General features: G+C 64.3%; 25 protein-coding genes. 6 read left to right on the forward strand and 19 right to left on the reverse strand.

Annotated features, from left to right (window positions below; translation table 11 throughout):
* Positions 1–566: 566 nt before the first annotated feature.
* Complete coding sequence (locus QHC78_RS08600; RefSeq protein ID WP_319743490.1) at positions 567–1343, reverse strand: enoyl-CoA hydratase; 777 nt, start codon at positions 1341–1343, stop codon at positions 567–569.
* 145 nt (positions 1344–1488) lie between these two features.
* On the opposite strand from QHC78_RS08600, the gene QHC78_RS08605 reads away from it, so the two are divergent.
* Both QHC78_RS08605 and QHC78_RS08610 read left to right on the forward strand, forming a co-directional pair.
* Positions 1489–2136: a nucleotidyltransferase family protein gene (locus QHC78_RS08605; protein ID WP_319743491.1), complete on the forward strand. Its 648-nt coding sequence runs from the start codon at positions 1489–1491 to the stop codon at positions 2134–2136.
* A gap of 32 nt (positions 2137–2168) precedes the next feature.
* Positions 2169–3953 carry a M61 family metallopeptidase gene (locus tag QHC78_RS08610; RefSeq protein WP_319743492.1) on the forward strand — a complete coding sequence of 595 codons (1785 nt, stop codon included), beginning with the start codon at positions 2169–2171 and terminating at the stop codon, positions 3951–3953.
* Here the strand turns inward: QHC78_RS08610 and QHC78_RS08615 are convergent.
* Together QHC78_RS08615 and QHC78_RS08620 are read right to left on the reverse strand one after the other, a co-directional pair.
* Positions 3922–4893 carry a Bug family tripartite tricarboxylate transporter substrate binding protein gene (locus QHC78_RS08615; protein ID WP_319743493.1) on the reverse strand — a complete coding sequence of 324 codons (972 nt, stop codon included), beginning with the start codon at positions 4891–4893 and terminating at the stop codon, positions 3922–3924. The two genes, QHC78_RS08610 and QHC78_RS08615, sit on opposite strands and share 32 nt — an antisense overlap.
* A 26-nt stretch (positions 4894–4919) precedes the next feature.
* On the reverse strand, positions 4920–6287 hold the full coding sequence (locus tag QHC78_RS08620; RefSeq protein ID WP_319743494.1) for an FAD-dependent oxidoreductase: 1368 nt from the start codon (positions 6285–6287) through the stop codon (positions 4920–4922).
* 93 nt (positions 6288–6380) lie between these two features.
* Between QHC78_RS08620 and QHC78_RS08625 the strand changes: the two genes are divergently transcribed.
* Positions 6381–7178 (forward strand): IclR family transcriptional regulator domain-containing protein, encoded by a 798-nt coding sequence (locus QHC78_RS08625; RefSeq protein ID WP_319743495.1) that lies wholly within the window; start codon positions 6381–6383, stop codon positions 7176–7178.
* Positions 7179–7187: 9 nt separating this feature from the next.
* On the opposite strand, the gene QHC78_RS08630 is transcribed toward QHC78_RS08625, so the two are convergent.
* The 16 genes from QHC78_RS08630 to QHC78_RS08705 form a co-directional block, all read right to left on the reverse strand.
* Complete coding sequence (locus tag QHC78_RS08630; protein ID WP_319743496.1) at positions 7188–7925, reverse strand: uracil-DNA glycosylase; 738 nt, start codon at positions 7923–7925, stop codon at positions 7188–7190.
* Entirely contained in the window at positions 7922–8710 is a 789-nt protein-coding gene (gene trpC / locus QHC78_RS08635; protein ID WP_319743497.1) for an indole-3-glycerol phosphate synthase TrpC, read from the reverse strand. Before trpC ends, QHC78_RS08630 begins: the two co-directional genes overlap by 4 nt.
* A 35-nt stretch (positions 8711–8745) precedes the next feature.
* Positions 8746–9780: an anthranilate phosphoribosyltransferase gene (gene trpD / locus QHC78_RS08640; RefSeq protein ID WP_319744861.1), complete on the reverse strand. Its 1035-nt coding sequence runs from the start codon at positions 9778–9780 to the stop codon at positions 8746–8748.
* 32 nt (positions 9781–9812) lie between these two features.
* A complete protein-coding gene (locus QHC78_RS08645; protein ID WP_319743498.1) occupies positions 9813–10385 on the reverse strand; it encodes an anthranilate synthase component II in 573 nt (190 codons plus the stop codon).
* Positions 10386–11008: 623 nt separating this feature from the next.
* A complete protein-coding gene (locus QHC78_RS08650; protein WP_319743499.1) occupies positions 11009–11515 on the reverse strand; it encodes an aromatic-ring-hydroxylating dioxygenase subunit beta in 507 nt (168 codons plus the stop codon).
* Position 11516: 1 nt separating this feature from the next.
* On the reverse strand, positions 11517–12791 hold the full coding sequence (locus QHC78_RS08655) for an aromatic ring-hydroxylating oxygenase subunit alpha (RefSeq protein ID WP_319743500.1): 1275 nt from the start codon (positions 12789–12791) through the stop codon (positions 11517–11519).
* A gap of 21 nt (positions 12792–12812) precedes the next feature.
* Positions 12813–13178, reverse strand: a complete 366-nt coding sequence (locus QHC78_RS08660; protein ID WP_319743501.1) for a putative quinol monooxygenase — start codon at positions 13176–13178, stop codon at positions 12813–12815.
* A 17-nt stretch (positions 13179–13195) separates the two neighbouring features.
* Entirely contained in the window at positions 13196–13837 is a 642-nt protein-coding gene (locus QHC78_RS08665) for an isochorismatase family protein (RefSeq protein ID WP_319743502.1), read from the reverse strand.
* Positions 13834–14667: an ABC transporter permease gene (locus tag QHC78_RS08670; RefSeq protein WP_319743503.1), complete on the reverse strand. Its 834-nt coding sequence runs from the start codon at positions 14665–14667 to the stop codon at positions 13834–13836. The genes QHC78_RS08665 and QHC78_RS08670 overlap by 4 nt, the downstream gene beginning before the upstream one ends.
* Entirely contained in the window at positions 14664–15473 is an 810-nt protein-coding gene (locus tag QHC78_RS08675) for an ABC transporter ATP-binding protein (RefSeq protein ID WP_413816437.1), read from the reverse strand. The genes QHC78_RS08670 and QHC78_RS08675 overlap by 4 nt, the downstream gene beginning before the upstream one ends.
* A gap of 2 nt (positions 15474–15475) precedes the next feature.
* Positions 15476–16504 (reverse strand): ABC transporter substrate-binding protein, encoded by a 1029-nt coding sequence (locus QHC78_RS08680; RefSeq protein ID WP_319743505.1) that lies wholly within the window; start codon positions 16502–16504, stop codon positions 15476–15478.
* 279 nt (positions 16505–16783) lie between these two features.
* Positions 16784–18460 (reverse strand): thiamine pyrophosphate-binding protein, encoded by a 1677-nt coding sequence (locus QHC78_RS08685; RefSeq protein WP_319743506.1) that lies wholly within the window; start codon positions 18458–18460, stop codon positions 16784–16786.
* 53 nt (positions 18461–18513) lie between these two features.
* The gene (locus QHC78_RS08690) at positions 18514–18996 is read right to left on the reverse strand and encodes a cupin domain-containing protein (RefSeq protein ID WP_319743508.1); all 483 of its coding nucleotides are present in this window, start codon (positions 18994–18996) and stop codon (positions 18514–18516) included.
* Positions 18997–19144: 148 nt separating this feature from the next.
* The gene (locus tag QHC78_RS08695; RefSeq protein WP_319743509.1) at positions 19145–20635 is read right to left on the reverse strand and encodes a carboxylesterase/lipase family protein; all 1491 of its coding nucleotides are present in this window, start codon (positions 20633–20635) and stop codon (positions 19145–19147) included.
* A 56-nt stretch (positions 20636–20691) separates the two neighbouring features.
* A complete protein-coding gene (locus QHC78_RS08700; protein WP_319743511.1) occupies positions 20692–21615 on the reverse strand; it encodes a LysR family transcriptional regulator in 924 nt (307 codons plus the stop codon).
* A 112-nt stretch (positions 21616–21727) separates the two neighbouring features.
* On the reverse strand, positions 21728–22696 hold the full coding sequence (locus QHC78_RS08705; protein ID WP_319743512.1) for a Bug family tripartite tricarboxylate transporter substrate binding protein: 969 nt from the start codon (positions 22694–22696) through the stop codon (positions 21728–21730).
* A gap of 463 nt (positions 22697–23159) precedes the next feature.
* Between QHC78_RS08705 and QHC78_RS08710 the strand changes: the two genes are divergently transcribed.
* The 3 genes from QHC78_RS08710 to QHC78_RS08720 are packed head-to-tail and all read left to right on the forward strand — an operon-like array spanning position 23160 to position 25730.
* Positions 23160–24602: a cytochrome ubiquinol oxidase subunit I gene (locus QHC78_RS08710; RefSeq protein ID WP_319743514.1), complete on the forward strand. Its 1443-nt coding sequence runs from the start codon at positions 23160–23162 to the stop codon at positions 24600–24602.
* On the forward strand, positions 24592–25599 hold the full coding sequence (gene cydB / locus QHC78_RS08715; RefSeq protein WP_319743516.1) for a cytochrome d ubiquinol oxidase subunit II: 1008 nt from the start codon (positions 24592–24594) through the stop codon (positions 25597–25599). The genes QHC78_RS08710 and cydB overlap by 11 nt, the downstream gene beginning before the upstream one ends.
* A complete protein-coding gene (locus QHC78_RS08720) occupies positions 25599–25730 on the forward strand; it encodes a DUF2474 family protein (protein ID WP_319743518.1) in 132 nt (43 codons plus the stop codon). The genes cydB and QHC78_RS08720 overlap by 1 nt, the downstream gene beginning before the upstream one ends.
* Positions 25731–25752: the final 22 nt, after the last annotated feature.

Consider the following 25752-nt stretch of genomic DNA (forward strand, 5'->3'; position numbering starts at 1 on the left):
GGCACGATCGCTTGCGTACTCAAAGAAATTGCAGATAAATGATTACCTACAAACTTCTTCATATGAGCACTTGATTCATTTTGCGTCGACCAATCAAGTCAGAGTGACCCAACTCGACCGTCTCGCGCCCAAACCAAGCGCCCACACTTATCGGCTGTTAACTTGTTAAAGAACGGTACTGCCACCTGCTTTTCCCCACCGATCGCTGCGCCGCTTTGCTAGCGCTGCGTCATCAGCAGAGAAGCGAGATTATGAAGGAGTTTTTTATCGCTGTCAAATCGCTGCTTGCTCACGCTTGCTACCGACTTGACCGCACCGCAGCTCAACCACCGCCACAGCCCCTCCAACCCCTGAACGTATCGCCCGCCGCATCCGCCTCAGCGCAACTGCCAGCCAGACCATCCGTTCATCGCCGCCCACCCCGCTGCGCCTGGCGCTGCGTTGTTTGCGTCGAGACAGTGACTATAGCACGTATCAAAATCCCTATGCAAATCGGCCCACACTTTTTTGTCACTTTCGTGAAGATGGAACGCCCACATGCTCGAGCAGCACGCTTGCGCCCACCGTTATTTGTTCCGGAACGCCGGAGTCCGCTTGGCCAGGAAGGCCTCCATGCCCTCTTTCTGGTCGTGCGTTCCGAACAGCGAGTGGAACAGGCGGCGCTCGAACAGCATGCCCTCGGAAAGCGGCGTTTCGTAGGCACGGTTGACCGCCTCCTTGGCCATCATGACCGAGGGCAGCGACATCGAGGCGATGACCGTCGCCATCTCGATCGCCTCCTCCAGCAGCCGGTCCGCCGGCACCACACGCGACACCAATCCCGCGCGCTCGGCCTCGGCGGCATCCATCATCCGGCCCGTCAGCACCAAGTCCATCGCCTTGGCCTTGCCGACCGCACGCGGCAGGCGCTGGGTGCCGCCCGACCCCGGAATGATGCCGAGCTTGATCTCGGGCTGGCCGAACCGGGCAGTGTCGGCCGCCACCAGCATGTCGCACATCATGGCGAGCTCGCATCCGCCGCCCAGCGCGTACCCCGCCACGGCAGCGATGACCGGCTTGCGGATCCGGCGCAGGGTTTCCCAATTGCGCGTAATGTAGTCGGAGCCGTAGACATCCATATAGGACCAGTCCTTCATCGCGGCAATGTCGGCGCCCGCGGCAAAGGCCTTTTCATTGCCTGTGATGACCATGGCGCCGACCTCGGGGTCTTTGTCGAACGCCAGCAAGGCGGCGCCCAGCTCGTCCATCAGCGCGTCATTCAGGGCGTTGAGCGCTTTGGGACGGTTCAGGGTCAGCAGGCCGACGCGGCCACGCCGTTCGATCAATACCAGGGCTTCGCTCACGGCCGGATTCCTCCCACAACACATATATATACATAGAAGCGGGCCATGCTGGGGCCCGCGGACGTGTACCAAGCATACCTGCGCGGCTTGAGTTTCGCAGCGTCATGGCGCACCATTTTCCGTTTCACACCCGCGGGGCAGAACCATGATGGCAGCAGACAGCGGCCGGACGATCATCGGACTTTTGTTGGCAGGCGGCCGTGGCTCGCGTTTTTCGGCCGACGGCTCGGCCAACAAGCTGTTGGCGCCCGTCGATGGCCGCCCCGTCTGCGTAGCGGCGGCGCAAGCGCTGCAGGGCGTCCTGCCTCGCATCGTGGCAGCCACGTCGCCGGCTGCGGAACAAGTTGCCGCAGTCCTGAGGGGAAGCGGCTGCGACATAGTGCTCTGCGACCGTGCAGGCGAAGGGATGGGTGCAACCCTGGCGCAGGCCATCGGCCAGCTCCAGGCGCGCGAAACCGCGGCCGGTAATCCGGCGCCCGCCTGGTGCGTCATGCCGGCCGACATGCCCTGGCTGCACCCGGCCACCGTGCAGGCGCTGCGCGATGCATGGCTGGCCTTGCCGCCCGGCCGCCGCGCGCAGGCCGTCCTCGCACCGGCCTATCGTCAGATGCGCGGGCACCCCGTGCTGTTCGGCCCCGCCTGGACGCCCCGATTGTCGCTGCTGCAGGGCGATGCCGGCGCGCGCGGCCTGATCGCGGGCAACGTGACGCTGATCCACGTCGACGACCCGGGCTGCGTGCGCGACGTCGACACTCCCGCCGACCTCCAGGCGGGCCCGACGCTCCTGGCCTAAGATAAGTCACACGAGCCTCACGCTGGAACTCCATGACCGACACCATCAGCTATCGACTGGAGCCGACCGACCCGGCCGGCCATCGCTGCACCGTTACCGTTTCCATCCCCGACCCGGACCCGACCGGCCAGCGCGTCAGCCTGCCCGCCTGGATACCCGGCAGCTACATGATCCGCGACTTCGCCCGGCAGATAGAAAGCATCGACGCGCGGGCATGGGGCCGGAAGGTCGAACTCACCAAGCTGGACAAGCATACCTGGCAAGCCGCGCCGTGCCGGGGTCCGCTGGTGATCACGTGTACCATCTACGCCTGGGACCTCTCGGTACGGGCCGCGCACCTGGACGAAACCCACGGCTTTTTCAACGGCACCAGCGTGTTCCTGCGGATAGCGGGACAGGAAGACCGCCCCTGCCTCCTGGAACTCGCGCCGCCGCGCGGTCTGGACTGGAAGGTCTACACCAGCCTGCCGGAAGCCGCGGGACACCCCCAGCGCGCATCCCGCCATGGCTTCGGCATGTACCAGGCGCCGGACTACGACGCGCTCATCGATCATCCGATCGAAATGGGCACTCCGCAGGTCGCCCGTTTCGAGGCACATGGGGCACCGCACGAACTGGTGTTCACGGGCAAGGTCGCCAACCTGGACCTGGAGCGCCTGGTCGCGGACATCCGCAAGATCTGCGAGAAGCAGATCGCCTTTTTCGAGCCCCGCACAGGACGTGCGCCGTTCCTGGATAGCTCGGACCGCTATGTCTTCATGACCATGGTCACCGGCGACGGCTATGGCGGACTGGAACACCGGTCGTCCACGGCTCTGATGACCTCGCGCGCCGACCTTCCGGTGCGAGGCCGGCCGGAGCAGACCGAGGGCTATCGCAACTTCCTGGGCCTCGTCAGCCACGAGTACTTCCATACCTGGAACGTCAAGCGCATCAAGCCGGCTGCCTTTGCGCCCTATGACCTGGAGCGCGAGAACCATACCCGCCTGCTGTGGTTGTTCGAGGGTTTTACCTCGTACTACGACGACCTGTTCGTGCTGCGCGCGGGCCTGATCACGCCGCAGGACTACCTGCGCACGCTGGCCAAGACGATTTCGTCGGTTCACGCGGCGCCCGGGCGATTCAAGCAATCGGTGGCGGAAAGCTCGTTCGACGCGTGGACGCGCTATTACAAGCAGGACGAGAACTCGCCCAATGCCATCGTCAGCTACTACGCGAAGGGGTCGCTGGCCGCTCTCGGGCTGGATTTGCTTCTGCGCCACGAAAGCGGCGGGCGGCACGGCCTGGACGATGTCATGCGGCTGCTATGGACCCGGTACGGCCGGAACTTCTACCGGGGCTCGCCGCAGGGAGTGCCGGAAGACGCGATGCCCGCCTTGATTCGCGAAGCGACCGGCGTGGACGTGCGCGAATTCCTGCGGCGCTATGTCTACGGACGGGAAGACGTACCGCTTGCCGACCTGCTGCGGCGGCATGGCTACGCCCTTGCCTGGAAGGCAGGCTCCTCGGTCCCGTCGATGGGCGTGAAGACCGCACGCCAGGAAGAGGAGCTGCGTCTGGCCACCGTCTATGAGCGGGGTCCGGCCCACCGGGCCGGGCTCTCGGCCCATGACGTGCTGGTCGCCATCGATGGGGTCCGCGTCCAGAACGGCAACTTCGACAAGCTGCTAGCCCGCTATCGACCCGGCGACCGCGTGGAAGTGCATGCCTTCCGGCGTGACGAACTGCGTCGCTTCACCGTGAAGCTGGAGCCAGCCCCCGAAACGGAGTGCACGATCGCGCCGTCTAGTCCAGGCGCAGGCCCGCTGCTGGGATGACCTTGCCCCACATGTGATATTCATCCACGTACATCTTGTGGAAATCCTCGGGTGAACCGCCAAGCGGCACTCCGCCCAGCGTGGTGATCTGCTTGCGGAACGCTGGCGTCGCCAACACCTTATTGACGGCAGCGTTCAGCGTCGCTACGACACTGTTGGGCAGGGTTGCCCGCCCGACCAGCCCGAACCAGGCCGCCACGTCGAAGTCGGTAATGCCCTGCTCGGCCAGCGTCGGCACATCGGGCAATTGCGCAAGACGGCTCGGCGACACCACGCCGATCGCCCGGATGGCGTCATTTCCTGCCTGCGACTGCGCCGACAGCGCCACATCGAAGAACACGTCGACCTGGCCGGCCATGACTGCCGGCATGGCTTGTCCAGAGCCCTTGAAGGGAATGTGCTTCATGTTCAAGCCAGTCTTCTGCAGGAAGAACTCGTTGGCCAGTTGCGGAATCGTGCCGAGCCCGGCCGAACCGTAGTTCAGCTCCCCCGGCCGGGCGCGGGCGGCTTGCATCAGGTCCTCCATATTCTTGTAGGGTGACTTGCCCGGCACCAGCACGACCACGGGGCTTTTCGACACGCCGGCGATCGCGCGGAAATCCTTGAGCGGATCATAGGGCAGTTTCTTATATAGCCACTTGCCGGTCACGATGATATTGCTGGCCATCATGATGGTGTAGCCATCGGCGGGAGCGCCAAGCAGTGCCTGCACGCCAACAATGGCCGCGCTGCCGGGCCGGTTGTCGACGATGACCGCCTGGCCCAGTTCCTGTTGAAGCCCTGCGGCCAGCGCACGTGCCGAGATGTCGGAGGGGCCGCCGACCGCGAACGGTACGATCAGCCGGATAGGATGGGACGGATAAGGTTGCGCCTGGACCGCTCCGCCGCAAAACAGAGCGACGACGGCCATCGCGCGGATCCACGCCTGGATGAAACGCATGACGAGCTCCTTGCTGGAAATGCCGCTCAGATGGCGGGGATCGATTCAGGTTCGGGCTGCGCCACGCGGGCGACGTCCTCGGCGGCCACCAAGGCGCCCCGGCTGCGCAGTGCCGCACGGACGTCGGCCGCGATGTCGGCCAGGTCCCGGCCCTTCGCGACCAGTGCCGCGCATACGCCGGCGGCCTCGCCCAGCGCCATGGCAGTCGCCATGTGGCGGGCGCCGCCATTGGCCTCACGGGTCGCCGATATGGCGCGGCCGGTGACCACCAGGCCGTGCACGTCCGTTGGCAGCATCGTGCGCAATGGAATCTCGAACGGGCCGTCGGGCATCCAGAGCGACACGCCTGTCCCTTTCTCGTCATGCACGTCGACCGGCCCCGCCCCGAGCGCAATAGAGTCGTCGAACCGGACGCGCCCCCGAATGTCCTCGGCCCGAAGCGTATAGCGGCCGACGATCCGCCGAGTCTCCCGCACGCCTAGCTGCTCCGCGATGCCCGAAAGCACGGCGCGCTCGAATCCGGGCACGTTGGCCCGCAGGAACGGCAGTATCCGCTTGATTTGCTGACGCCCGACAGCCATGGCCCGGCTCGCCTCGGTGCCATCGAGCGCATCGATGCCGTGGATGCGGCTCATCAGGCTGATCGCGTCGGTATCTCCCGGCGTGCTGCAGAAAGACAGGCTCTCCCACGGCAGGTCCCCGCGACGTACGCCTTCCAACGCCAGCGCCCGCTTTTCGTCGCGGGGCACCGCGCGAAAGCGCCGCACATCGATGTTGGAGAGGCGGAAAACCAGTGTGCACGGCTGACGGCCGTGCCGGTCGAAATCGGGATCAGCGCATGCGACGCCGCATGCGTGCGCCACTGCGGCATCGCCCGTAGCGTCGATCAGAGTCTCGGCGGCCACGGCGGAGCGGCCGGAGACGTTCTGGATAACGAGGCCGCGAACGCGCCCTGCTTCCATGACGGGCTCGGCTACCTGGGTATGCAGCAGCACGTCGACCCCGGCATCCGCCAGCAATTCATCCGCGACGATCTTGACGATCTCGGGATTGAACGGGAAGTTGACCAGAGGAAGCGGGTTCTTGAGCGCTTCACCCAGCGTATAGCGCCGAAACCCCTCGCTTCCGCCCGCCTGGCAAACGCGCTCCGTGAGTTCCAGCGGCAGCCCGCCCACGACGCGGGTGTCGCGATTAAAGAAGCCTAGCCATTGAGCAACCATGCTGGCAGTAGCCGTACCGCCCAGGCATCCCGCCCGCTCCACCACGGCAACCCGGGCGCCGGCGCGCGCGGCCGAGGCAGCGGCGACCAGGCCCGACGCGCCGCCTCCGGCGACAAGCACATCGTATCTTGCAACAATAGGCGGCCGTTCGGCGCCGTGGTCAAGGGAAGGCATCAGTGTCTCCTGCTGTTCGATTCTAGGAATATTGTGCGTTGTGCGCACATTTGTGCGTTAATGATATAAAAATGGGAGGAAGGCCGTCAACGTATGGACAAGATGCGTAAGCACGAGCCCGATAGTCGCAACTTTGTCGGCGGCTTTGCACGTGGCCTGGCCGTCATCGAAGCGTTCGGCAATGCCTCCGAGCCGCTTAGCCTCGCAGCGGTGGCCGAGCGCGCGGGTGTGGACCGTGCCGTAGCCCGGCGGATGCTATTGACTCTGGTGGAACTCGGTTTCGCTATCCAATCGAACAAAACGTTCCAGCTCACGCCGCGCATCATGCGGCTGGGTTACGCCTTCGTCTCCCAGGCCGGACTAGACGGACTGGTGCGCCCTTTATTGGAAGCGTTGTCGAACCGGCTAGGAGAATCGGTGTCGGTCAGCGTGCTGGACGACCTCGAAGCGGTGTCGGTGTTCCACGTCACGTCGCCACAGCGCAAGACCGGCTTTCTGCTGCGTGAAGGATCGCGCTGGCCTGCCTACCTGATGGCGTCAGGCCGGGTGCTGCTGGCCGCCCTGCCCGACGAGGAAGTAGCCCGACGGTTCGCCCGGATGGACTTGCACGCCAGCACCCCTAAGACGCTCACCGATCCCCGGAGCCTGCTGCAGGCAGTGAGGCAGGCCCGCGAACACGGCTATGCGCTGGTCAATGAAGAGCTGGAAACAGGATGGGCTTCGGTATCCGTGCCTGTCCGCGACCGCGCGGGGCGTGTCGTAGCGTCGCTCAATACCAATACGACGCTCGCACGGCAAAGCCCCGAACAGTTGGTTGCGAACGGCGTGCCCCTCTTGAGCGAAGCGGCCGCCGATCTTGGACGGATCCTGCCTGACCGAGCGTTCGGATAGGGACCGGCCCTACCACGCTATCGGTCGCCGCCCTCGTTCGGACAGCCAACGATTGGCTTGCGCGAAGTGGGCGCAACCGAGAAACGGCACCGGCGGACGGCGCGCCGATAGCGGCGAAGGATGGTTGGCCGTCAGCACCAGGTGTGTGCCATCGGGTGGCAGCAGGGCTTGCTTGGCCTGGGCGTGCGCGCCCCACAACATGAAGACTTTGGGTGAGGGCTCGCGTGCCACCGCCGCGATGACTGCGTCGGTGAAGGCCTCCCAGCCCTGCCTGGCATGCGAGGCGGGCAAGCCGTCCTCCACCGTGAGCGAGGTGTTGAGCAAGAGCACGCCTTGTCTCGCCCACCGTTCCAGATCGTTGCCGAAGACAGCGGGATCGCCGCCGAAACACATGGCGATCTCGTTGAAAATATTGCGCAGGCTCGGCGGCCGCTTGAAACCGTCGGGCACGGAGAAGGCCAGCCCCTGGGCCTGCCCCGGGCCATGGTAGGGGTCCTGCCCGAGAATGACCACGCGCACTTCTTCCGGGGCCAGCAGGTCCAGCGCGCGAAACGGCGAGACGGGATAGATGACGGCGCCTTCCTCCAGCCGCCGGCCGACGAATCGCTGCAGGGCGGTGAACGAAGGACTGGCCAGCGCCTCGTCCAACAGCTCCCGCCAGGCGCGAGGCAACCGGTCGACATGGACCTGGAGCGGCTCGGTCAGCCGGTTTCCGGGGCCTTGCGCCAACGCCGGGACTACGCTCATGCAAACAACCTCGCCAATTCCGCGCCGGGGTCGGGCGCTCGCATGAAGGCTTCGCCGACGAGGAAGGCATGGACGCCGTACTCGCGCATCTGGCGAACCTCGGCGCGGCCGAGGATGCCGCTTTCGGTCACGACACGCTTGCCCTGGGGAATTCGGGGCAGCAAGTCTATCGTCGTTTGCAGCGACACCTCGAAGGTCCGCAGGTTGCGGTTGTTGATACCCAGCAAATTCGTACGCATCTGCAACGCGACGTCCAGCTCGGCCGCGTCATGGACTTCGGCCAGCACGTCCATGCCGAGATCCATGGCCAGCGCCTCGAGGTCATGCAATTGCGCGGGCTGCAGTGCCGCCACGATGAGCAGGATGCAGTCCGCTCCCATGGCGCGCGCCTCTACCACTTGGTAGGGATCGACGATGAAGTCCTTGCGCAGCACCGGCAGCGCGCACGCGGCCCGGGCGCGCCGCATGTAATCGAGCGACCCTTGGAAGAACTGCACGTCGGTCAGCACCGACAGGCACGCGGCGCCATGCGCGGCATACGAGGCGGCGATTTCGTCGGGCTGGAAGTTTTCTCGCAGCAGGCCCTTGGAAGGCGATGCCTTCTTGACCTCGGCGATGACCCCCGACCGGCCTGCCGCGACCTTGGTTTCGATCGCTTGGGCAAAACCGCGGACGTCCTGGCGCGCTTCGGCCTCGCGCCGCAGGTCGGCTTCGCTGCGCAACAGGCGCGCGGTGGCTACCTCTTCGGCCTTTACTTCCAGTATGCGTTGGAGAATGTCGCTCATGACCCATCCGATGAAAAGACAGAGAGCCGGCCGCCCTAGCGGGCGCTGGCCTTCCTGGTGAAGGATACGAAGTCATCCAGGCGGGCGCGCGCCGCGCCGCTGGCGATCAATTCGAACGCCTTGCTGATGCCTTCGGCGATGGACGTAACGGTGTTGCCGGCATACATGGCGAGCCCCCCGTTCAGCGCGACGATATCGCGTGCGGGCCCCGGCACATTGGACAAGGCCTCGAGCACGAGCTCGCGCGACTCTTCGCGATTGGCCACCTTCAGGCTCCGGTTCGACACCATCTGCAAGCCGAAATCCTCGGGATGGATTTCATATTCGTAGACTTCGCCGTCGCGCAGCTCGCCCACCATGGTCGCCGCGCCCAGCGAGCCCTCGTCCATGCCGTCCTTGCCGTAGACGACCAGCACGTGCTTGGACCCGAGACGCTGCAGGACGCGTACCTGGATGCCGACCAGGTCGGGATGGAACACCCCCATCAGCTGGTTGGCGGCCCCCGCCGGGTTCGTCAGCGGCCCCAGCAGGTTGAAGATGGTGCGCACCGCGAGTTCCTTGCGGATCGCGGCTATGTTCTTCATGGCCGAATGGTGAATGGGGGCGAACATGAAGCCGATGCCGGTGGCCTCGATGCACTCGGCGACCGCCTCGGGCGGCAGCATGACGTCGGCACCGAGCGCCTCCAGCACGTCGGCGCTGCCCGACGACGAGGACACGCCGCGGTTGCCGTGCTTGGCGACCTTGGCCCCGCCGGCGGCCGCCACGAACATCGCGGCCGTCGAGATATTGAAGGTATGGGCGCCGTCGCCACCGGTACCGGCCAGGTCCACCAGGCTGTCGGTGTCGGCCACTTTCACGCCGTCGGCGAATTCCCGCATCACGCGCGCAGCGGCGGTGATCTCGCCTATGGTCTCTTTCTTGACGCGCAAACCCATGATCAGCGCCGCCGCGGTGGCAGGCGCCATCTCGCCACGCATCAGCATCCGCATCAGCGACAGCATCTCGTCATGGAAGATCTCGCGGTGTTCGATGCAACGCACCAGCGCTTCGGTAGGGGTAATAGGCACCTTGGACTCCTCGGGAAATCGTTGCAGCTGGTTCACGCGTTCAACCGTAGAAAATTGCGCAGCAAGCCGTGGCCGTGCTCGCTCAGGACGGACTCGGGATGGAACTGCACGCCGTAGACGGGAAGCGTGCGATGCCGCACGCCCATGATCTCGCCATCCTCGGTCTGCGCCGTCACCTCCAGGCAACCGGGCAGGCTCTCGCGCTCGATGGCCAGCGAGTGATACCGGATGACCGTATAAGGAGACGGCAAGTCCTGGAATACGTCGCTGCCCGCATGGGTGATCGCCGACGTCTTGCCGTGCATGATCTGCCGCGCGCGGACGATTTTGCCACCAAACGCGGCGCCGATGGACTGGTGGCCCAGGCACACGCCCAGGATGGGCACCTTGCCGGCATAGGCCTGGATGAGCGGCACCGAAATGCCGGCCTCGGCCGGCGAGCAAGGCCCGGGCGAGATGCATATACGGTCGGGCGCCAGCGCCTCGACTTGCTCGAGCGTGATCTGGTCGTTGCGGAACACGCGCACGTCGGCACCCAGTTCCCCGAAGTACTGGACGAGGTTGTAGGTGAACGAGTCGTAGTTGTCTATCATGAGCATGGACATTGCTCTATCCCGTTGATTTATAAAAGTTTTATCAAGGCCTTTACCCTGCGCGCGCCTGGCTAGAGACGCGCGGGCGAAGGGCCTCCGTGGCGATCGTGACGCCTAAGAGCGGGAATCCGGGGGAAAAATGCCGGTGCGGCTGGCCGCAACGCACGCCGCGAATACCCCACCCGCCTGCTCGCGGCCGGGACGCCATCGGCAATGGCCGTGGACGCGCGGCGACACATTCCCGCCCTTCAGGCCTGGGCAGAGAGAATGTAGAACCGATGGGGAGGGTAAAAACATCCTGGCAGTCTCCTAACGCTTGGGAGCCGCCGGGCCGGGAGGGGAGGAACCATCAATTCGAGCCTTGCCTGCCGGTCCGGCGGCAAGGCGCGACGCGTGGCCGCAGCACTGTGCCGCTTCCTAGTGGAAGCGCCACCACTGACCGAGGCCGAGCATCATGAATGGGTTCATTATTGAAGCAACCGAACTGAAATAAGCGATCCGCCGCCGGGAGTGCGGCGAAACCGGCTTGTATTCTAACCGAGCTGGCTCGGGCCTGTCGACACACGCGAAAAAACGCCATCCGCCGCTCGACCGCTGCGGCGGGCACACCTCGCCGCACTTGCTGACGCCCGCCCTCAAACCGGGAAAACCTGGCAATTCGGCACCAGCACCGTGTCGTACACGCAGTCGCGGCGCGAAAGCAAAAGCCGTCCGCCCCGCAGCACGAATGTGTCGCTGTATCGGCCGACCTGCAGTAATCGCGTCGGTTCGTCGATCAAGGTCTCGTAGATGGCGTAGTTCGCTTGCGCCTCGATGCCCTGCTCGTCCACGCCGAGGATGCGCGTGAGCGAGATCTGGTGCTGCACATAGCGCGGCGCGTACATTTCCGTGTGCGCAATGGCGTAGGCCCGGTCTTCCAGCATTCCGCGCCCGTCGCACAGCATCAGGCACAGCGGCAGTCCGCACTCCCAGTTGTCGCGGGCGATGACGCGATACACGGCATCGTCAGTGAAATAAGCCGGCCATTGCTCGATGTGGCCGCTGTCCAGCGTCGCGGCATAGTCGCCATGGAACTCTTCGATCATCATCCGCAGCTGCTGCTTGCGGGTCCAGGCTTCGGTCGGGGCGATGAGCGTTTCCATGCTAGAACCCCATGGCGTGCCGGTAGTGCCGGTACATGAGACGTATCGCGCGGTCGGTAATCACGGTATCGAAGGTATCGTGCTCGTTGCCTAGGGCGGCCACGCCATGGCGGGGCACGGAGCGGTTGAGGCCGTCCTGCACGAACTTGAGCGCCTCGTGATCGTCGATGCCCAGGAATCCTCCCGGGCCGAAGATGTTGTTCTGGCGCAGCCGGTGCTGCGTCATGGCGTCGGAGTCGTCCTCGTAGCCGAAGGCCGTCCATACCAGCAGGAATTTCGCCGGCCCCAGCGGCACGATCTGCCGCGCGCTCAGGATGTTCATCTGGCGCAGCAGGATCAGGTTGGGCCAGATGGTCATCGCGCTGCTGGACCAATCCGAATCGAACTCGCGGAAGAAATCCAGCACCCGTTCATCCGCCAGCTTCATGCCGGGCTTGAAGGACTTGATCTCGACCTTGTGCTCGTCCAGCGTAGGCGCGACCTTCGGGCGCGCATTGAGCAGGGCCGAGTGCACGCCCGTCGGGTCGACCACGATGCCCGTGCGATTGCCCGCCACGAACAGCCCGAAGGTCGTCAGGTAGGTGTGCAGCAACGTGGCATGGTAGGGATCCTTGAGGTTTTCCTGGTAGAGCTTCCAGTTGCCTTCCAGCGTGTTGCGATGCACGCCCAGCAGCTTGAGCTTGCGACCGCTGAAGATGGTGTCGAACTGGGCCAGCATCTCGACGCCCAGGTATTCTTCGAGCGGGGGCGTGTCGGCGCTGAACGACGCGAAAATCGCGCCGTTGCGGCATGTCACGTAGAGCTTGCGCAGGCCATGCCGGCTCTGGTCGAAGTCCTCGGGCATACCACCCTTGCCGTTGACGCCGCCACGGAAGGGTACGCCCGCCAGCGACCCATCCAACCGGAAGCTCCACTGGTGATAAGGGCAGGTAAACACACGCGTATTGCCGCGGTAGGTCTTGCAGAATTCCGCGCCGCGGTGGGCGCAGCGATTCTCGAAGACATGGACCTGCCCCTGCTTGTCACGCGCCACGACCACCGGCACCGCGCCTACGTACGAGCGGATGTAGTCGCCGGGGTTGGGCAATTCGGCGTCGATACCGACGTAGTTCCAGGCGCGCCCACCAAAAATGCGCTGCTGCTCGAGTTCGTAGACACGCCGGTCGGTATAGATCCAATCCGGGATTTCGCTCGGATCGTCCGGCCAACGCAAATCATGGAGGTCCTCCGGTGCGACGCGCGACGGCGGCGGACTCAGGGCCAGGTCATGGGACATGGGATCACCTCGTGGTTGCGCTCAGCAGGCCTTGTCCAGGATGTCCTGCGGCGTGCTGGACACCACCTCGGCGTAGGTAGGAATGAAGCGGCCGCCGGCCACCAGCTTCATGAATTCAGGCTTGATCTCCATGGCGATCTGCTTGCCGATGGCGGCATGGATCTGGATGTCGCGCCACTCGCCGATCAAGTAGAAATGGTCGGGATCGTTAGTATCCCGGCACAGCACGCCATCCTTCACCTGGGCAGGCGACTTGTGCATGGGGTTGTCGTCGGAATAGTCGAACGCCTCGAACAGGCGGATGAACTCCTCTCCGGTCCCGGGCAGGACCCGGAAGTCGAAGATATGCATGAAGTTGCCCTTGTCGGACAGCGGGACGAGCGCCATGGTTTTCCTCCTTCTATCTATGCTGCGGCGGCGGATGCCGCCACCAGCCGCGCCGACGCAATACGCGCTACGCCGGCCGCTTCGAACTGCCTGGCATAGTCGTCATTGCGGGGAGAGGGCCGTGCGCGGCAGGCATCGTCGATGATCACGCTTTCGAACCCGGCTGCAATGGCATCCAATGCGCTCATGCGGACGCACCCGTACAGCGCCAGTCCCGCCAGGAACACCCGCGAGACGCCGCGTTCGCGCAGCCAGGCCGCCAATCCGGTAGAGGTGCGGCGATCGTTCTCGACAAAAGCCGAAAAGGAATCGATGTCGCGCTGGCAGCCCTTGTGCAGCAACATGCTGGCCGCGCGCAGGTCCAAGGCATCATGCAGACGCGCACCTGGCTGGCCCTGCACGCAATGCTGCGCATGTACGGATTGCTCGCCATACGCCACGCTGACCACGTCGCCGGAACGCGCGCCGGGATGGGAACTGGCAAACGACACGTGGCCAGGCGGATGCCAGTCGAGCGTAAAGACCACGTGGCGAAACAGCGGGCTGACCCGATTGACGACCGGGATAATGGCAGCCGCATCGGGAATGGCCACCGAGCCATCCACAAAATCGTGCTGCACGTCTATCACCAGCAGGGCATCGTGCACGCCTGGCGTCATGGCTTGGCCCCACGGTGCGATACGTGCCAGGGCAGCAAGCGCCGCTCGGCCAGGTCGATGAGATGAAACAGCACGACGCCCAGCACCGACAGCACGCTGATGGCGGCGAATACCAGTGGTGTCTGATAGGTTCCCTGCGCCTGCAGCACCACGAATCCCAGGCCGCGGTTCGAGCCGACGAACTCGCCGACGATGGTACCGATCAGCGCCAATGTGATGCCCACCTTCATGCCCGCGAAGATGCCGGGCAGCGCATTGGGAAATCGGATCTTCCAGAACATCTTGAAATGCGACGAACGATAGGTCCGGGCCAGGTCGAGCTGCGCCGGATCCACCGACCGCAGGCCCGCCACCGTATCGACGATGATGGGAAAGATCGCGATCAGGAACGCCATGAGCACCTTGGACTCGATGCCGGTGCCCACCCACATGATGAACAGCGGAGCAATGGCGACCTTCGGGATCGCATTGAAGGCGACCAGCGAGGTGAACAAGGTCTTCTCGAGCAGGCGTGAATAGACGATGGCCACGGCCAGCGCCACACCGACGATCACTGCCAGCACGAAGCCGGCAATCGTGGCAGCCGCCGTCGCACCCGTGTGGCCCAGCAGGAATACGGGATCGTCGGCGATGGTCTTGATGACCTCGGTCGGCGTCGGCAGCAGATAGGCGCCGATATCGAAGATACGGCACGCGGCTTCCCAGGCAAGCAGCAGCGCCGCCACGGTCGCGGCGGTATAGCAGGAGGAGGACCAGGCGCGGCGGCGCACCGGGCGGGGTCGGGATGTCGCGGCCATGACGGCCTCGTTGGCGTTCCTGGCGTTCATCATTGCGCGGCGTGTCCCATGCGGTCGAATATGGCCCGGATGTGCGCGCTGTACTGGCTGAACCGGGCCGAGTCCCGGTCCATCAAGGTCCGCGGGCGCGGCAGGTCGATCTCGATCACTTCCACGATGCGGCCCGGATTGCGCGCCATGACCGCGACACGATCGGACAGCATGATGGCTTCGGCGATGCTGTGCGTAATGAACACTACAGTCTTGCGGGTTTCGGCCCAGATGCGCTGCAGCTCGAGGTTGAGCTGGTCGCGCGTAAATTCGTCGAGCGCACCGAAGGGCTCGTCCATCAGCAGCAGCGCGGGCTCATCCACCAACGCCCGGCAAATGGCGGCCCGCTGCCGCATGCCGCCAGACAGCTCCCACGGGTATCGATCGGCATAGGCGCCCAGCCCTACCATGCGCAGTAGCTGCATGGCATGCGGTTTCATGTCAGTCAGTTTGCGGCGCCCGGCGAACTCGAATGGCAGCAGCACATTGTCCATGACCGTGCGCCAGTCCAGCAGCACGTCGCGCTGGAACACCACCCCGAGCCCTTCCGGCGGGCCGCTGACCGCCTTGCCGTTGACCATGACCTGGCCCGAGGAAGCGTCTTCCAGGCCCGCGAGGCAACGCAGCACCGTGCTCTTGCCGCAGCCGCTAGGGCCCAGCAGGCTCAGGAACTCGCCCTCCCGCACATCCAGGTTCACATTGGCCAACGCCGTCAGGTCGCCGTTCATGGAATGGTAGACCTTGCCGACGTTGCGCAACTGCAGGTGTGCCGGCGCGGGTGCGTCGGCGTGAGCCGCCATCGAAGCCATGGTCAGAGCCCCGGAACGAATTGGTTGGTGTAGATGCTTTCGGGACGCGTGCCCGCCTTGATCAGCTTGAGGTCGGCCATCACGTCTACCGCATCTTTCCAATCGGAGGGCGGCATCCACAGCAAGGGCTTGCCCTGCGACGCCTCCGTGCTCAGATAGGGATAGACGGCTTCGATCTGCGCCTTCATCAGTGCCGGGTTCAGCTTGGCATTGGGACGATGCTTGATCAACGCGGCCACCGCCTCGTCGGCGCCGGCGCTGGTGCGCGCTTCGTTCCAGGCGCGCTGGAATACCGCCACGAAATCCTGCAGCACCTGTGGCCGCTTGGCGATCGTGGCCTCGTTCGCGACCAGGCCGAAGCTGGGGACGTTGATACCCGCTTCGGAAAACAGGATGCCATGCGAAGGCCGCGGGGTCAGGCCCTTGATCGTATAGAGCGGTACCGCGGACAGCATGGCGTCGCCCTTGCCTCCCATATATGACGCGATCTTGGCCGACAGGTCGACATTCACCATATTCACCTTGGCCTTGTCCACGCCTACCCGCTTGAGATAGATGTCGATGAAGGGCGTTTCGGCAGAGCCGGCCGAATACAGGATGGTCTTGCCTTCCAGGTCTCGCGGCGTCTTGATCCCGCTCTTCTCGTCCACCACGAGGCCCCAGTCGCCCTTGCGCAGGATCGCAGCGATGGCCTTGACCGGCATGCCCTTGTCACGCGCGATGGGCAGCGCCCCGAGGCTGATCTGGGCGATGTCGTACTTATTGGCGGCCATCAGCGCCAAGGCGGGGCCGGTACCATTGCCGTCCTCGATCTCGACTTCCAGGCCCTTTTCCTTGAACCAGCCCTTCTCTTGGGCCAGGTAGAACGGCCCATGCAGCCCATAGGGCAGGAAATCGAGCCGGACCTTGACCTGCTCGGCAGCCTGCGCGGGCGCAACGGCCGCCAGAATGCCCACTGCAATCCATGCCCGGGCCCGCATGAGGCCGGACGACCTGCGCACCGCGCAGGCAAGCTTTACCAGGAAATCCATGAACCCTTGTCCCTTGTCGAAACGATTGCAGGCGCATCTGGAACCGCAACGAGGGACAGGCAAGGATTGTGCCAATAATGGTTAAAACACTATTTTTGTTATTCCACCTACCACAGCGAAACCGGTCACACGCGCGAGGCCTTGGCGCCGTGCACCGGTAGCGGCACTGCTCATACCAAAACAGTGCGCGGGCACCATAAAGCAGCACACCGCCGCCTCTCAGTTATGGGACACCGCGCCAAATTTGCTACATGGAAAAATCGCGCTTCCTTGTCCGCCTCAGCCCGGCGGCGCCCAGGCCTCCGGCGCGGCCATGTCGATCGGCGTGGTCACTTCGACGATCGTCAGCGTATTGCTTTGCAGCGCTGCCTCGATGGCGGGCCGAAGGTCCTCCGGCCGCGTGACGCGCATTCCATTGGCACCGAAGCCCTTGGCGACCGCTGCCACCGAGACGGGATCAAACCCCGCCAGCAAATGGACATCCTCCCGGCTCATGCCTTTGGCATACATATTGACCGAGTCCTGGCCGAAGCCGGAGTTGTTGTTCACGACGACTACCAGGGGAATATCGTTGCGCAGCGCAGTTTCGATCTCTGCAACGTGATAGTAGAAGCCTCCGTCACCCGCGAAGCAGACGACCTTTCTGCCCCCTGCGGCGCATTTAGCCCCCAATGCCGCCGGAAACGCCCAGCCGAGCGAGCCTGCAGCGCGGAGGTATTCCTGTCGGGTACCGTTCAGGCCGGCATACACACTGGACCAGATCGCCGAGTACCCGGTATCGGCCACCAGAATGCCGTCCTCCGGCAGGGCTCGGCAGATCTCATGAATAATGCGCTCCACCCGGATGGGGTGGCTGTTGCTTTCCGTAAGCTCTCGCGCCGTGTGCCGCCAGGCCTGCATACGGTTGGCTGCCTCGTGGGCGAAGGCGGCGTCTCGCTCGGCCCCGTGCGCGGCGACGGCTTTGCCCAGTGCGGTAATCGAACTGCGAAGGTCTCCCACCAATGCGACGGTCTTGAGATACGACTTGCCTATGTCGTCCAGGCAACGGTCGAGCTGCACGACCGTCTGCCCTGGGCGAATGACCCGCCAGCCATGCGTGTTCTGGTCGCTCAACTGACAGCCGATAGCGATCACCACGTCGGCCTCGTGAACCACCTCGTTGGTAACGGCCATCCCGTAGCTGCCTACGGTGCCGATATTCAGCGGGTCATCGGTCGGGATCAGCGCCTTGGCGCCCACCGTGGTTGCCACGGGAGCCTGCAATGCCCGCGCCAGTTCGAGCACGAGGGTCCCGACCCGGCAGTACGCCGCCTCGTACCCGGCGACGATCACCACCTTGCGCGCTGCCAGCACCCGTTCGGCACACTCGCGCGCGCGTTCGTCGGAAGGCCGCTGCACCTCGAACCGGATTTGTGCAAGCAATGGCGACTGGACCGGCTCGACCTCCCCGTTCTCGACGTGCTCGCCCATCAGCCCTTCCACGTCGATATGCACGGGCTGCATCTTGCCGTCGTGCAGTGCGCGCCAAGCCTGGGCAAGCACCCTCGGAACCATCTCGGGAGACTCTGCGTGCAGGGAAATCTTTGCCGTGGCCGAGAACGCCTTGCGATGGTCGATCTCCTGGTAGGCGTTACGGAACTGATGGGCCTGCGGTTTTCGGCCGGTGATGGCCAACACTTGGCCTTTCCCCAGCCATGCATCTTGCAGACCCGCGGCCAGGTTCGCGGCCCCTACCGACTGCGACATGCATATTCCCGGCTTGCGGGCAATGCGCGAGTAGCCGTCGGCCATATACGCCGCGGCTGCTTCCGAGTGCGCAAGAATCGGCTTGACGCCCTGCCTGACCAACGCGAGCAACGTGTTGCGCAAGATTGCCTCGACGAAGAACACGTGGGTAATGTCGCTCTGCTTGATTTCGGAGGCCAACCACTCCGATACCTTCATTCGTTCTTGCATGAATCCGTCTCCCTCCATCAATATGCCCGGCCAACGCAAAGGTCACCGAAGCGTCAGACCCATTCGACTTGTGCGATGTTGCCTGGCTGTATCGCCTGGAGCAGGCCTTCTGTCTTGCCCGGTTCCGGTTCGACGCACTCGAAGCGCCGAGGAACGAAGGGAGGTACCGAACAGACGTCGTACTTTTCCAGCACGACGGAGTGCTCGGCATTTCGGCCCCAGATCACCTTCCACTTTCCTTCCAGGCACGTGAAGGTCTCGTTGGTGTCATGGTTGTGCAAGCTCGGACCGTTGCCGGGCTCAGCCTTGATATACGACAGCTGGAAACCTTCATCGACCGGAATGGCCGACATCGGGTCGGTCGCTCCTTCCGCGATCAGGCCGCGCCCAACCACCAGGTAGTTCTTGCGTTTATTGCCGGGCAGCTGGCTGTCGTGATAGCGGTTCGGCGGATACTTGAGCGAGTCAAACCTTGCAACCCGCTTTTCCATTTCTTCGGGCGACAGGTCGATGATGGCCATTTTGTACGCTTTCATGGACGGCTCTCCTTGTAGGCGAAAGCAAGATCGCACCGGCATGGTAGGGGATTCTCCCTCTACGAAAAATGCGGTGACGTCAATGTGGATATATGCGATTTAGATAACGCCTTGCTTGGCCGCGCGCCGCTTTGCTGGCCGGACGAAACTATGCCCGGTTGAATGCATCACCAGGGGCCAGACATGGCAGCGGGCCGGCTTCCACCATCGATGCCAGGCGCATGACAGACGGCATCGCGGCGGAGTACGCCGGCCACTCGGGCATGTCGCCGGATTGATTCGGATCGCCATGGCGTGCGAACGCCGCCCATGCTCCCTGGACCTTGGCCGCGAGGCCGCGGAATGCTTCGCGGTCTACGCCAAGCAACATGGGCGACCGTGCCCACACGTCAAGATTGTTGAAGACGAACGGGATATCCAGGCAATGGCACGCGCCGAAGCCGGCGGGCGACTGCCAGTCGAACCGGTACGCGTATACCGAATGACCGGCATCGGCATAGCGCCGCGCCAGTTCCAGGCTGGGGATCCCGAAGATTCTGGCGGTCAGCATGTCGGCCAGAATCGCACGCGGGGACGTGCTGGCCCGGTAGCGGCCATAGTGGCGGTAGACCCGCTCGGCATGGTCCGTGAAGTGCCGCATCGACCCCAAAGCATCATCCCGCGTGAGATGGGCCAGGCGCTCGTCGCCGGCATGGAAGGTGGCCATTTCCTCCCGAGTAAAGCCGATGATCAGGTCACAACCGGCGCCGTGCGCAACTGCGCCCAGCGAAGGAACAGCGCGGCCATCCACGACCGGCATAAAAGGAAGGTTGGTCGCTCCCAGAGGCGCGGGCGGCAGGGCTTGTGCATAGGCAGCCTGTGCCCGCAGCAGTGCATCGACGGGCACGGACCTCAGGTCGCCTCCTTCCCCGCCGCCCATCAAATGCTTGCGGAACTGCTCCCCCTGCTCCGCCGCCTCTTCCGGCGGCCGCTCCGGCCGCCCGAGCGGGGCGCTCTGGATAATGGCCCGGCGGAACAACCCCGCTGCTTGCGGCATGGCGGTCAGGTGCGCGACACAGCTTGCGCCCGAGGACTGTCCCGCGATGGTAATGTTGCCCGGATCGCCACCCAAGGCATGAATGTTCTCCCGTATCCATTCCAGCGCCGCGACCTGGTCGAGCAGGCCGAGATTACCCTCCGAAATACCGGGAAGATAAAGAAACCCGAGGGCGCCCAAACGGAAATTCGGGCATACCACGACCAAATCGCCCGCCCGTGCGAGAACATGTCCCGCATGCCACGCCAGCGAACCGCCCCCTGTCGTATGCGCCCCGCCGTGCAGCCAGACCAATACTGGCCGCCTCTGGCCATCTGCGGCCGGGGTATAGATGGTGAGATTGGGACAATCCTCGCTTTGCGGCCCGCTGTTTTCCCCCGTTACCTTCGATACCCGGGACTGCGGTTGCGGCGCGATGAAAGGCTCGCGCGTCGCGTCAAAGCGCCCGGCCCATCGAGCCATGGGCACCGGAGGCTGGAACCTTCTTTCCGCAATCGGCGCCAACGCGTACGGAAGGCCTTTGAAGACCAGGACATCGTCTACGCGCAGGCCTCGTGCGCAGCCGGCCGGGACTTCGATGTCGACATATTCGTCCTGCAACATAGGGCTCGACCTCATCAGGGGAAAGTAGACGGCCGGCGATACCGCCCGGCCCTGCATCACGGTGGGTAAACCAGGTCTGCGACTTCCTTGAGAATCTGCCGCATCCAGCGGTGGGATCCCAGGCCATGGCTGCGCTCGTGCCAGTACATGCCTATGGATATGCGCGCCAGCTCGAACGGAAGCCGGAAGGTCTCGATGTGCATGCTGTCGGCCAGCAGCAGCGCGACCGTCTTAGGCATGGCTGCGATCAGCCTCGTATGGCCGACGGTAGCAACCGTGGCAGGCGTGGAGCAAACGGTGCACGCCTTGCGGCGCGACAAGCCGTTCATCAGAAGATAGCGGTCGATCTCGACTTCGATGGACGACCCGCGGTTCGGCAGGATCTCGTGATAGACATGACCATGAGCGAGGTATTGGTCCATGGTCGCGCGCCCATCGATGTCCGAGTTGGAGCGGGACTTCACCCCGACCACCGTATCCTTGGCGAGCGGGCTGTGCCGCAACGCCTGCGGCACATCGTGCGCATAGCTCAGCATGAGATCTACGCGCCCGTCTTCCAGGTGGCTCTTGATCGTCGCCAGGTCCAGATGCTGGCATTTGATGCGTATATTGGGGTTGATCGATGCAACGCGCTCAACCACGCGGGGCAGGAAGTAGACCGCGATGGATTCGCTGGCGGCGACGACGAAATCCATGTCGGCGTCGTCCGCACTGAAGATTTGTCGATTGTGCAGGGACCGGTTGATGACATTGCGAGCCGTGCGCAGCTCCTCCAGGACTTCGATGGCCGCAGCCGTGGCGATGTACCCGTTGTCCGTCTTGACGAAGATCGGGTCATTGAGGATTTCACGCAGGCGCTTCAGTGCAAGACTCATCGCAGGCTGGTTGATGCCTACGCGCATGGCCGCGTTTGAAACGTGGCGCTCTTCGATCAGCGCCTCGAGATAGTCGATCAGTTTGATGTTGAAATCGTGCTTCATAGCCTCGGGTACATGAACGGATGACAAGCCCGGGAAGCCTGCGGCGGCACGGCGTGCCCTGACATGCCGGAATTCCCCTGGATCGGAAGCTTGTCTCCGCTGATGCGGCCGGCTATTGAGCCGTTATCCCGGCCTCCCTGATCAGCCTCCCCCATTTTTCCGCATCGCGGGCTACCACCGCCCGAAACGCCTGGCTGGTCCCGGGCATAGGCACCATGCCGTATTCATAGACTTTCTTCTGGAATGCAGGATCGGAGACGATCTCGAATATAGTCCGGCTGATGTCATCGAGGACATCAGCCTTGATGCCAGCCGGGGCGACTACCCCCGCCCAGGAAAATGCCTCGAAACCGGGCACGCCTTGTTCCGCAACCGTCGGCACGTCGGGCATGTTGGCGAGGCGGGCCGACTCCGCTACCCCGAGAAGACGAACCTTGTTGGCCTGGACCATAGGCATGATCGACGGCCCCGACCCGAACGTCAGGTCCACTTCGCCCGACACGACGGCTACCGCGGCAGGACCGGTTCCGGTATACGGAACGTGCAAAAGACGGGTGCCCGTCAGTTGCCCTAGCAGAGCCCCGGCAAGGTGGGTGCTATTGCCGATGCCCGCCGAGCTGTACGTCAGCTTGTCAGGATGGAGCCGCGCCCGTTCAACGAGCTGCGTGACGGATTTGATCCCTGACCGGTGGGAGGCAACGAGGAATAAGGGAAACTTGATCATGGAGCCGACATAGGAGAAGTCCTTGTCGCGGTCGTAGGGGACGGTTTTGTTGAGCGTAGGATTGACGTCCAGCGGCCCGGACGGAACCGTCGATACGGTATGCCCGTCGGGGACGGCCTGGCGCAGGGCATTGATACCGATGGTGCCGTTGGCGCCGCCCTTGTTGTCCACCACCACTGACGCCCCCGTTCGCTGCTCGATTTCGTGCGCGATCAGCCGGCTGATGCCATCGTTGCCACCGCCGGGCGGGTAAGGGACGATCCATCGGACCGGCCCCGTAGGCCACTTGCCCGCCATGGCCTGCAGGGGGAGCATGACGGAAAGGGCGAATGCCATGCCGATATATCGGTTTTTCATGCGCGGGTCTCCTCGATTGGCTGTGCCTGTTGTATCTACCGCCCGGCGATGATAGGTGGGGCGCCAAGCGCATGACTATGCGATGACACCAATGTGTTTATACGGATCTTCAATAGTCGGCCGGAGACGTCCTCGTCGGCACATAGACGCCGAACCCGCGGCGGGGCACACGCTGATCGGGAACGCCAGGCGGACGACGGACCGGCCTCGGGGCGCCCTGTCACTGTGTGCCAGGCGGAACACCTGCCCGCCCGCATGAACACTATTGCTTGAGCTTCGCGGTCGATGACGGCACACTTAACCCTGCCAGGGTGAAGCCGCCCTCCCATCCCACCCGCCAGCAGGAGGTGTCATGAGCGATGGCAAGGTCAAGCCGAGCGGTCCCGCCGGACGATTCCCCGCGGTTCCCCGCGCATCCGGGGCCGGCGTTACAGCCTGTTCGCGGCGCTGAGCCGGGCCCATCATGGACGCCCTGCTGCTCGCCCGGATCCAGTTCGGGTTCACCATTTCCTTCCACATCATCTTCCCGGCCCTCACGATAGGGCTGGCAAGCTACCTGGTGGTGCTCGAGGCCTTGTGGCTGCGCACGCGCAAGCAGGCCTACATCGACCTGTACCACTTCTGGCTCAAGGTGTTCGCCGTGGCCTTTGCGATGGGGGTCGTCTCCGGCATCGTAATGGCCTACCAGTTCGGCACGAACTGGAGCAATTTCTCACGATTTGCCGGCAGCATTACCGGCCCGCTGCTTACTTATGAGGTCCTGACCGCGTTCTTCCTCGAAGCGGGCTTCCTGGGCGTCATGCTGTTCGGGTTCAAGCGCGTGGGACCCGGGCTGCATTTCGTGTCGACCTTGGCGGTCGCGGTCGGGACGCTGATCTCCGCCACGTGGATCCTGGCATCCAACAGCTGGATGCAGACACCCCAGGGGCACGAGATCATCAATGGACAAGTCGTGCCGGTCGATTGGATGGCGGTTATTTTCAATCCGTCGTTCCCGTACAGGCTGGTCCATATGGTGATCGCCGCCTACCTGGCCACGGCCCTGATGGTGGGTGGGACAGCCGCCTGGCATCTGCTGCGCGGCCGCGACGGCGCGCCGATAAGAACCATGCTGTCGATGGCCATGTGGATGCTGCTGGCCGCAGCCCCGCTCCAGGCCATCGTGGGGGATCTGCACGGGCTCAATACGCTCGAGCACCAGCCCGCCAAGCTTGCGGCGATGGAAGGCCATTGGGAACGCGCGGCGCCTGGCGCGGGCACGCCGCTGATCCTGTTCGGATGGCCTGACATGGCGGCTGAAACCACCCGCTACGCAGTCGAGGTTCCGCGGCTGGGCAGTCTGATCCTGACGCACAGCTGGGACGGCGAAGTTCCCGCACTGAAGGATTTCCCGCCGGAAGACCGGCCCAATTCGACCATCGTGTTCTGGACCTTCCGCCTCATGGTGGGCCTGGGTCTGCTGATGATTGCGCTGGCCCTGAGCGGCCTGTGGCTGCGGCGTTCGGCCCGGCTCTACACTTCCCGCCCGTTCCTTCGATTCGCGCTGGCCATGTCGCCCGCCGGTCTGGCCGCCATCCTGGCAGGCTGGTACACCACCGAAATCGGCCGCCAGCCCTGGACGGTCTACGGCCTGTTGCGTACCGCCGATGCCGTCACGCCGCAGCACACTACCGGCCAACTGGCATTTACCTTGCTGCTTTTCGTGGTGGTCTACCTGGCAGTATTCGGCGCGGGCACGGCATACGGGCTGCGGCTCATCGCCAAGGGACCGGTACTGGACGAAACCCGGCGCCCGCCCAGCGGCGGCCCCGGGGAGCACCGGCAGCCGATGCGGCCGCTGTCCGCGGCACAGGAAGAGGGCGAGTCCGAAGGATCCACGTCAGAGGAGCCGCGTCATGGGCATTGACCTTCCACTGGTCTGGGCAGTGATCATCCTGTTCGGCATCATGATGTACGTCATCATGGACGGCTTCGATCTGGGCATAGGCATCCTGTTCCCGTTCTTTCCGGACAAGGATGAACGGGACGTCATGATGAACACGGTCGCGCCGGTCTGGGACGGCAACGAAACCTGGCTGGTGCTGGGCGGCGCCGGCCTGCTGGCCGCCTTCCCCTTGGCCTACTCCGTCATATTGAGCGCGCTCACCCTGCCCTTGATCCTGATGCTGGTGGGGCTCATTTTCCGCGGCGTGGCCTTCGAGTTCCGCTTCAAGGTCCGCGACCATGAACGCCGGCGTTGGGACTGGGCATTCGTGGGCGGCTCGCTGCTTGCCACGTTCTGCCAGGGCGTCACGCTGGGGGCATACTTGAACGGCCTGCCGGTGCAGGACGGCCAGTACGCCGGGGGCGCCTTCGACTGGATCGCGCCGTTCCCGCTGTTCACCGGCCTCGGCCTGGTGTGCGCCTATGCGCTGCTGGGCGCCACCTGGCTGGTCATGAAAACGGAAGGCGAGCTGCAAGCGCGGATGCGGCGCATTGCCGCGTGGCTGACGTGGATCACGCTGGCGGCCATCGGCGTCATCAGCGTATGGACCCCGCTGGCGCACCCGCCCATTGCGGAGCGTTGGTTCAGCTTTCCCAATATCGTCTGGTTCGCGCCGGTGCCGGTGCTGGTGCTGCTGGTCACCTGGCAGCTGCTGCGCACGCTGCGCGGCGAGGGCCATGCCTGGCCCTTCCTGCTGACGCTCGCGCTCGTCTTCCTGGGCTACAGCGGCCTGGGCATCAGCTTGTGGCCCAGCATCATCCCGCCCTCCATCTCGATCTGGGATGCCGCCGCCCCGCCGCAGAGCATGGGCTTCGCGCTGGTGGGGGCGCTGCTGATCATTCCCTTCGTGCTGATGTACACGGCCTTGAGCTACTGGGTGTTCCGGGGCAAGGTGCGGCACGGCGAGGGCTACCATTGATGGCGGCCACGCGCCGCACCTGGGCGCGCCGGCTCGCATGGCTGGTGGCCCTGTGGATGGCCGGCGTGGCGGCGGTCTTCGTGGTCGCCTCCGTGCTCAAGCTGGTCATGCGAGGCGTAGGCCTGGCCTGAGCCAGGGCGCCGCGCTGTGCGG

This window comes from Pigmentiphaga sp., assembly GCF_033795525.1.
Lineage (GTDB): Bacteria > Pseudomonadota > Gammaproteobacteria > Burkholderiales > Burkholderiaceae_B > Pigmentiphaga.

What these genes read in the sequence shown, in the direction of transcription:
- QHC78_RS08615 (WP_319743493.1), bottom strand. Translation starts at nt 4,893, where the DNA reads ATGCGTTTCATCCAGGCGTGGATCCGCGCGATGGCCGTCGTCGCTCTG.
- QHC78_RS08695 (WP_319743509.1), bottom strand. Translation starts at nt 20,635, where the DNA reads ATGTTGCAGGACGAATATGTCGACATCGAAGTCCCGGCCGGCTGCGCA.
- QHC78_RS08605 (WP_319743491.1), top strand. Translation starts at nt 1,489, where the DNA reads ATGATGGCAGCAGACAGCGGCCGGACGATCATCGGACTTTTGTTGGCA.
- QHC78_RS08710 (WP_319743514.1), top strand. Translation starts at nt 23,160, where the DNA reads ATGGACGCCCTGCTGCTCGCCCGGATCCAGTTCGGGTTCACCATTTCC.
- QHC78_RS08705 (WP_319743512.1), bottom strand. Translation starts at nt 22,696, where the DNA reads ATGAAAAACCGATATATCGGCATGGCATTCGCCCTTTCCGTCATGCTC.
- QHC78_RS08650 (WP_319743499.1), bottom strand. Translation starts at nt 11,515, where the DNA reads ATGGAAACGCTCATCGCCCCGACCGAAGCCTGGACCCGCAAGCAGCAG.
- QHC78_RS08660 (WP_319743501.1), bottom strand. Translation starts at nt 13,178, where the DNA reads ATGGCGCTCGTCCCGCTGTCCGACAAGGGCAACTTCATGCATATCTTC.
- QHC78_RS08655 (WP_319743500.1), bottom strand. Translation starts at nt 12,791, where the DNA reads ATGTCCCATGACCTGGCCCTGAGTCCGCCGCCGTCGCGCGTCGCACCG.
- QHC78_RS08625 (WP_319743495.1), top strand. Translation starts at nt 6,381, where the DNA reads ATGGACAAGATGCGTAAGCACGAGCCCGATAGTCGCAACTTTGTCGGC.
- trpC (WP_319743497.1), bottom strand. Translation starts at nt 8,710, where the DNA reads ATGAGCGACATTCTCCAACGCATACTGGAAGTAAAGGCCGAAGAGGTA.
- cydB (WP_319743516.1), top strand. Translation starts at nt 24,592, where the DNA reads ATGGGCATTGACCTTCCACTGGTCTGGGCAGTGATCATCCTGTTCGGC.
- QHC78_RS08680 (WP_319743505.1), bottom strand. Translation starts at nt 16,504, where the DNA reads ATGGATTTCCTGGTAAAGCTTGCCTGCGCGGTGCGCAGGTCGTCCGGC.
- QHC78_RS08700 (WP_319743511.1), bottom strand. Translation starts at nt 21,615, where the DNA reads ATGAAGCACGATTTCAACATCAAACTGATCGACTATCTCGAGGCGCTG.
- QHC78_RS08630 (WP_319743496.1), bottom strand. Translation starts at nt 7,925, where the DNA reads ATGAGCGTAGTCCCGGCGTTGGCGCAAGGCCCCGGAAACCGGCTGACC.
- QHC78_RS08720 (WP_319743518.1), top strand. Translation starts at nt 25,599, where the DNA reads ATGGCGGCCACGCGCCGCACCTGGGCGCGCCGGCTCGCATGGCTGGTG.
- QHC78_RS08620 (WP_319743494.1), bottom strand. Translation starts at nt 6,287, where the DNA reads ATGCCTTCCCTTGACCACGGCGCCGAACGGCCGCCTATTGTTGCAAGA.
- QHC78_RS08610 (WP_319743492.1), top strand. Translation starts at nt 2,169, where the DNA reads ATGACCGACACCATCAGCTATCGACTGGAGCCGACCGACCCGGCCGGC.
- QHC78_RS08690 (WP_319743508.1), bottom strand. Translation starts at nt 18,996, where the DNA reads ATGAAAGCGTACAAAATGGCCATCATCGACCTGTCGCCCGAAGAAATG.
- QHC78_RS08665 (WP_319743502.1), bottom strand. Translation starts at nt 13,837, where the DNA reads ATGACGCCAGGCGTGCACGATGCCCTGCTGGTGATAGACGTGCAGCAC.
- QHC78_RS08645 (WP_319743498.1), bottom strand. Translation starts at nt 10,385, where the DNA reads ATGTCCATGCTCATGATAGACAACTACGACTCGTTCACCTACAACCTC.
- QHC78_RS08685 (WP_319743506.1), bottom strand. Translation starts at nt 18,460, where the DNA reads ATGCAAGAACGAATGAAGGTATCGGAGTGGTTGGCCTCCGAAATCAAG.
- QHC78_RS08675 (WP_413816437.1), bottom strand. Translation starts at nt 15,473, where the DNA reads ATGGCTTCGATGGCGGCTCACGCCGACGCACCCGCGCCGGCACACCTG.
- QHC78_RS08670 (WP_319743503.1), bottom strand. Translation starts at nt 14,667, where the DNA reads ATGATGAACGCCAGGAACGCCAACGAGGCCGTCATGGCCGCGACATCC.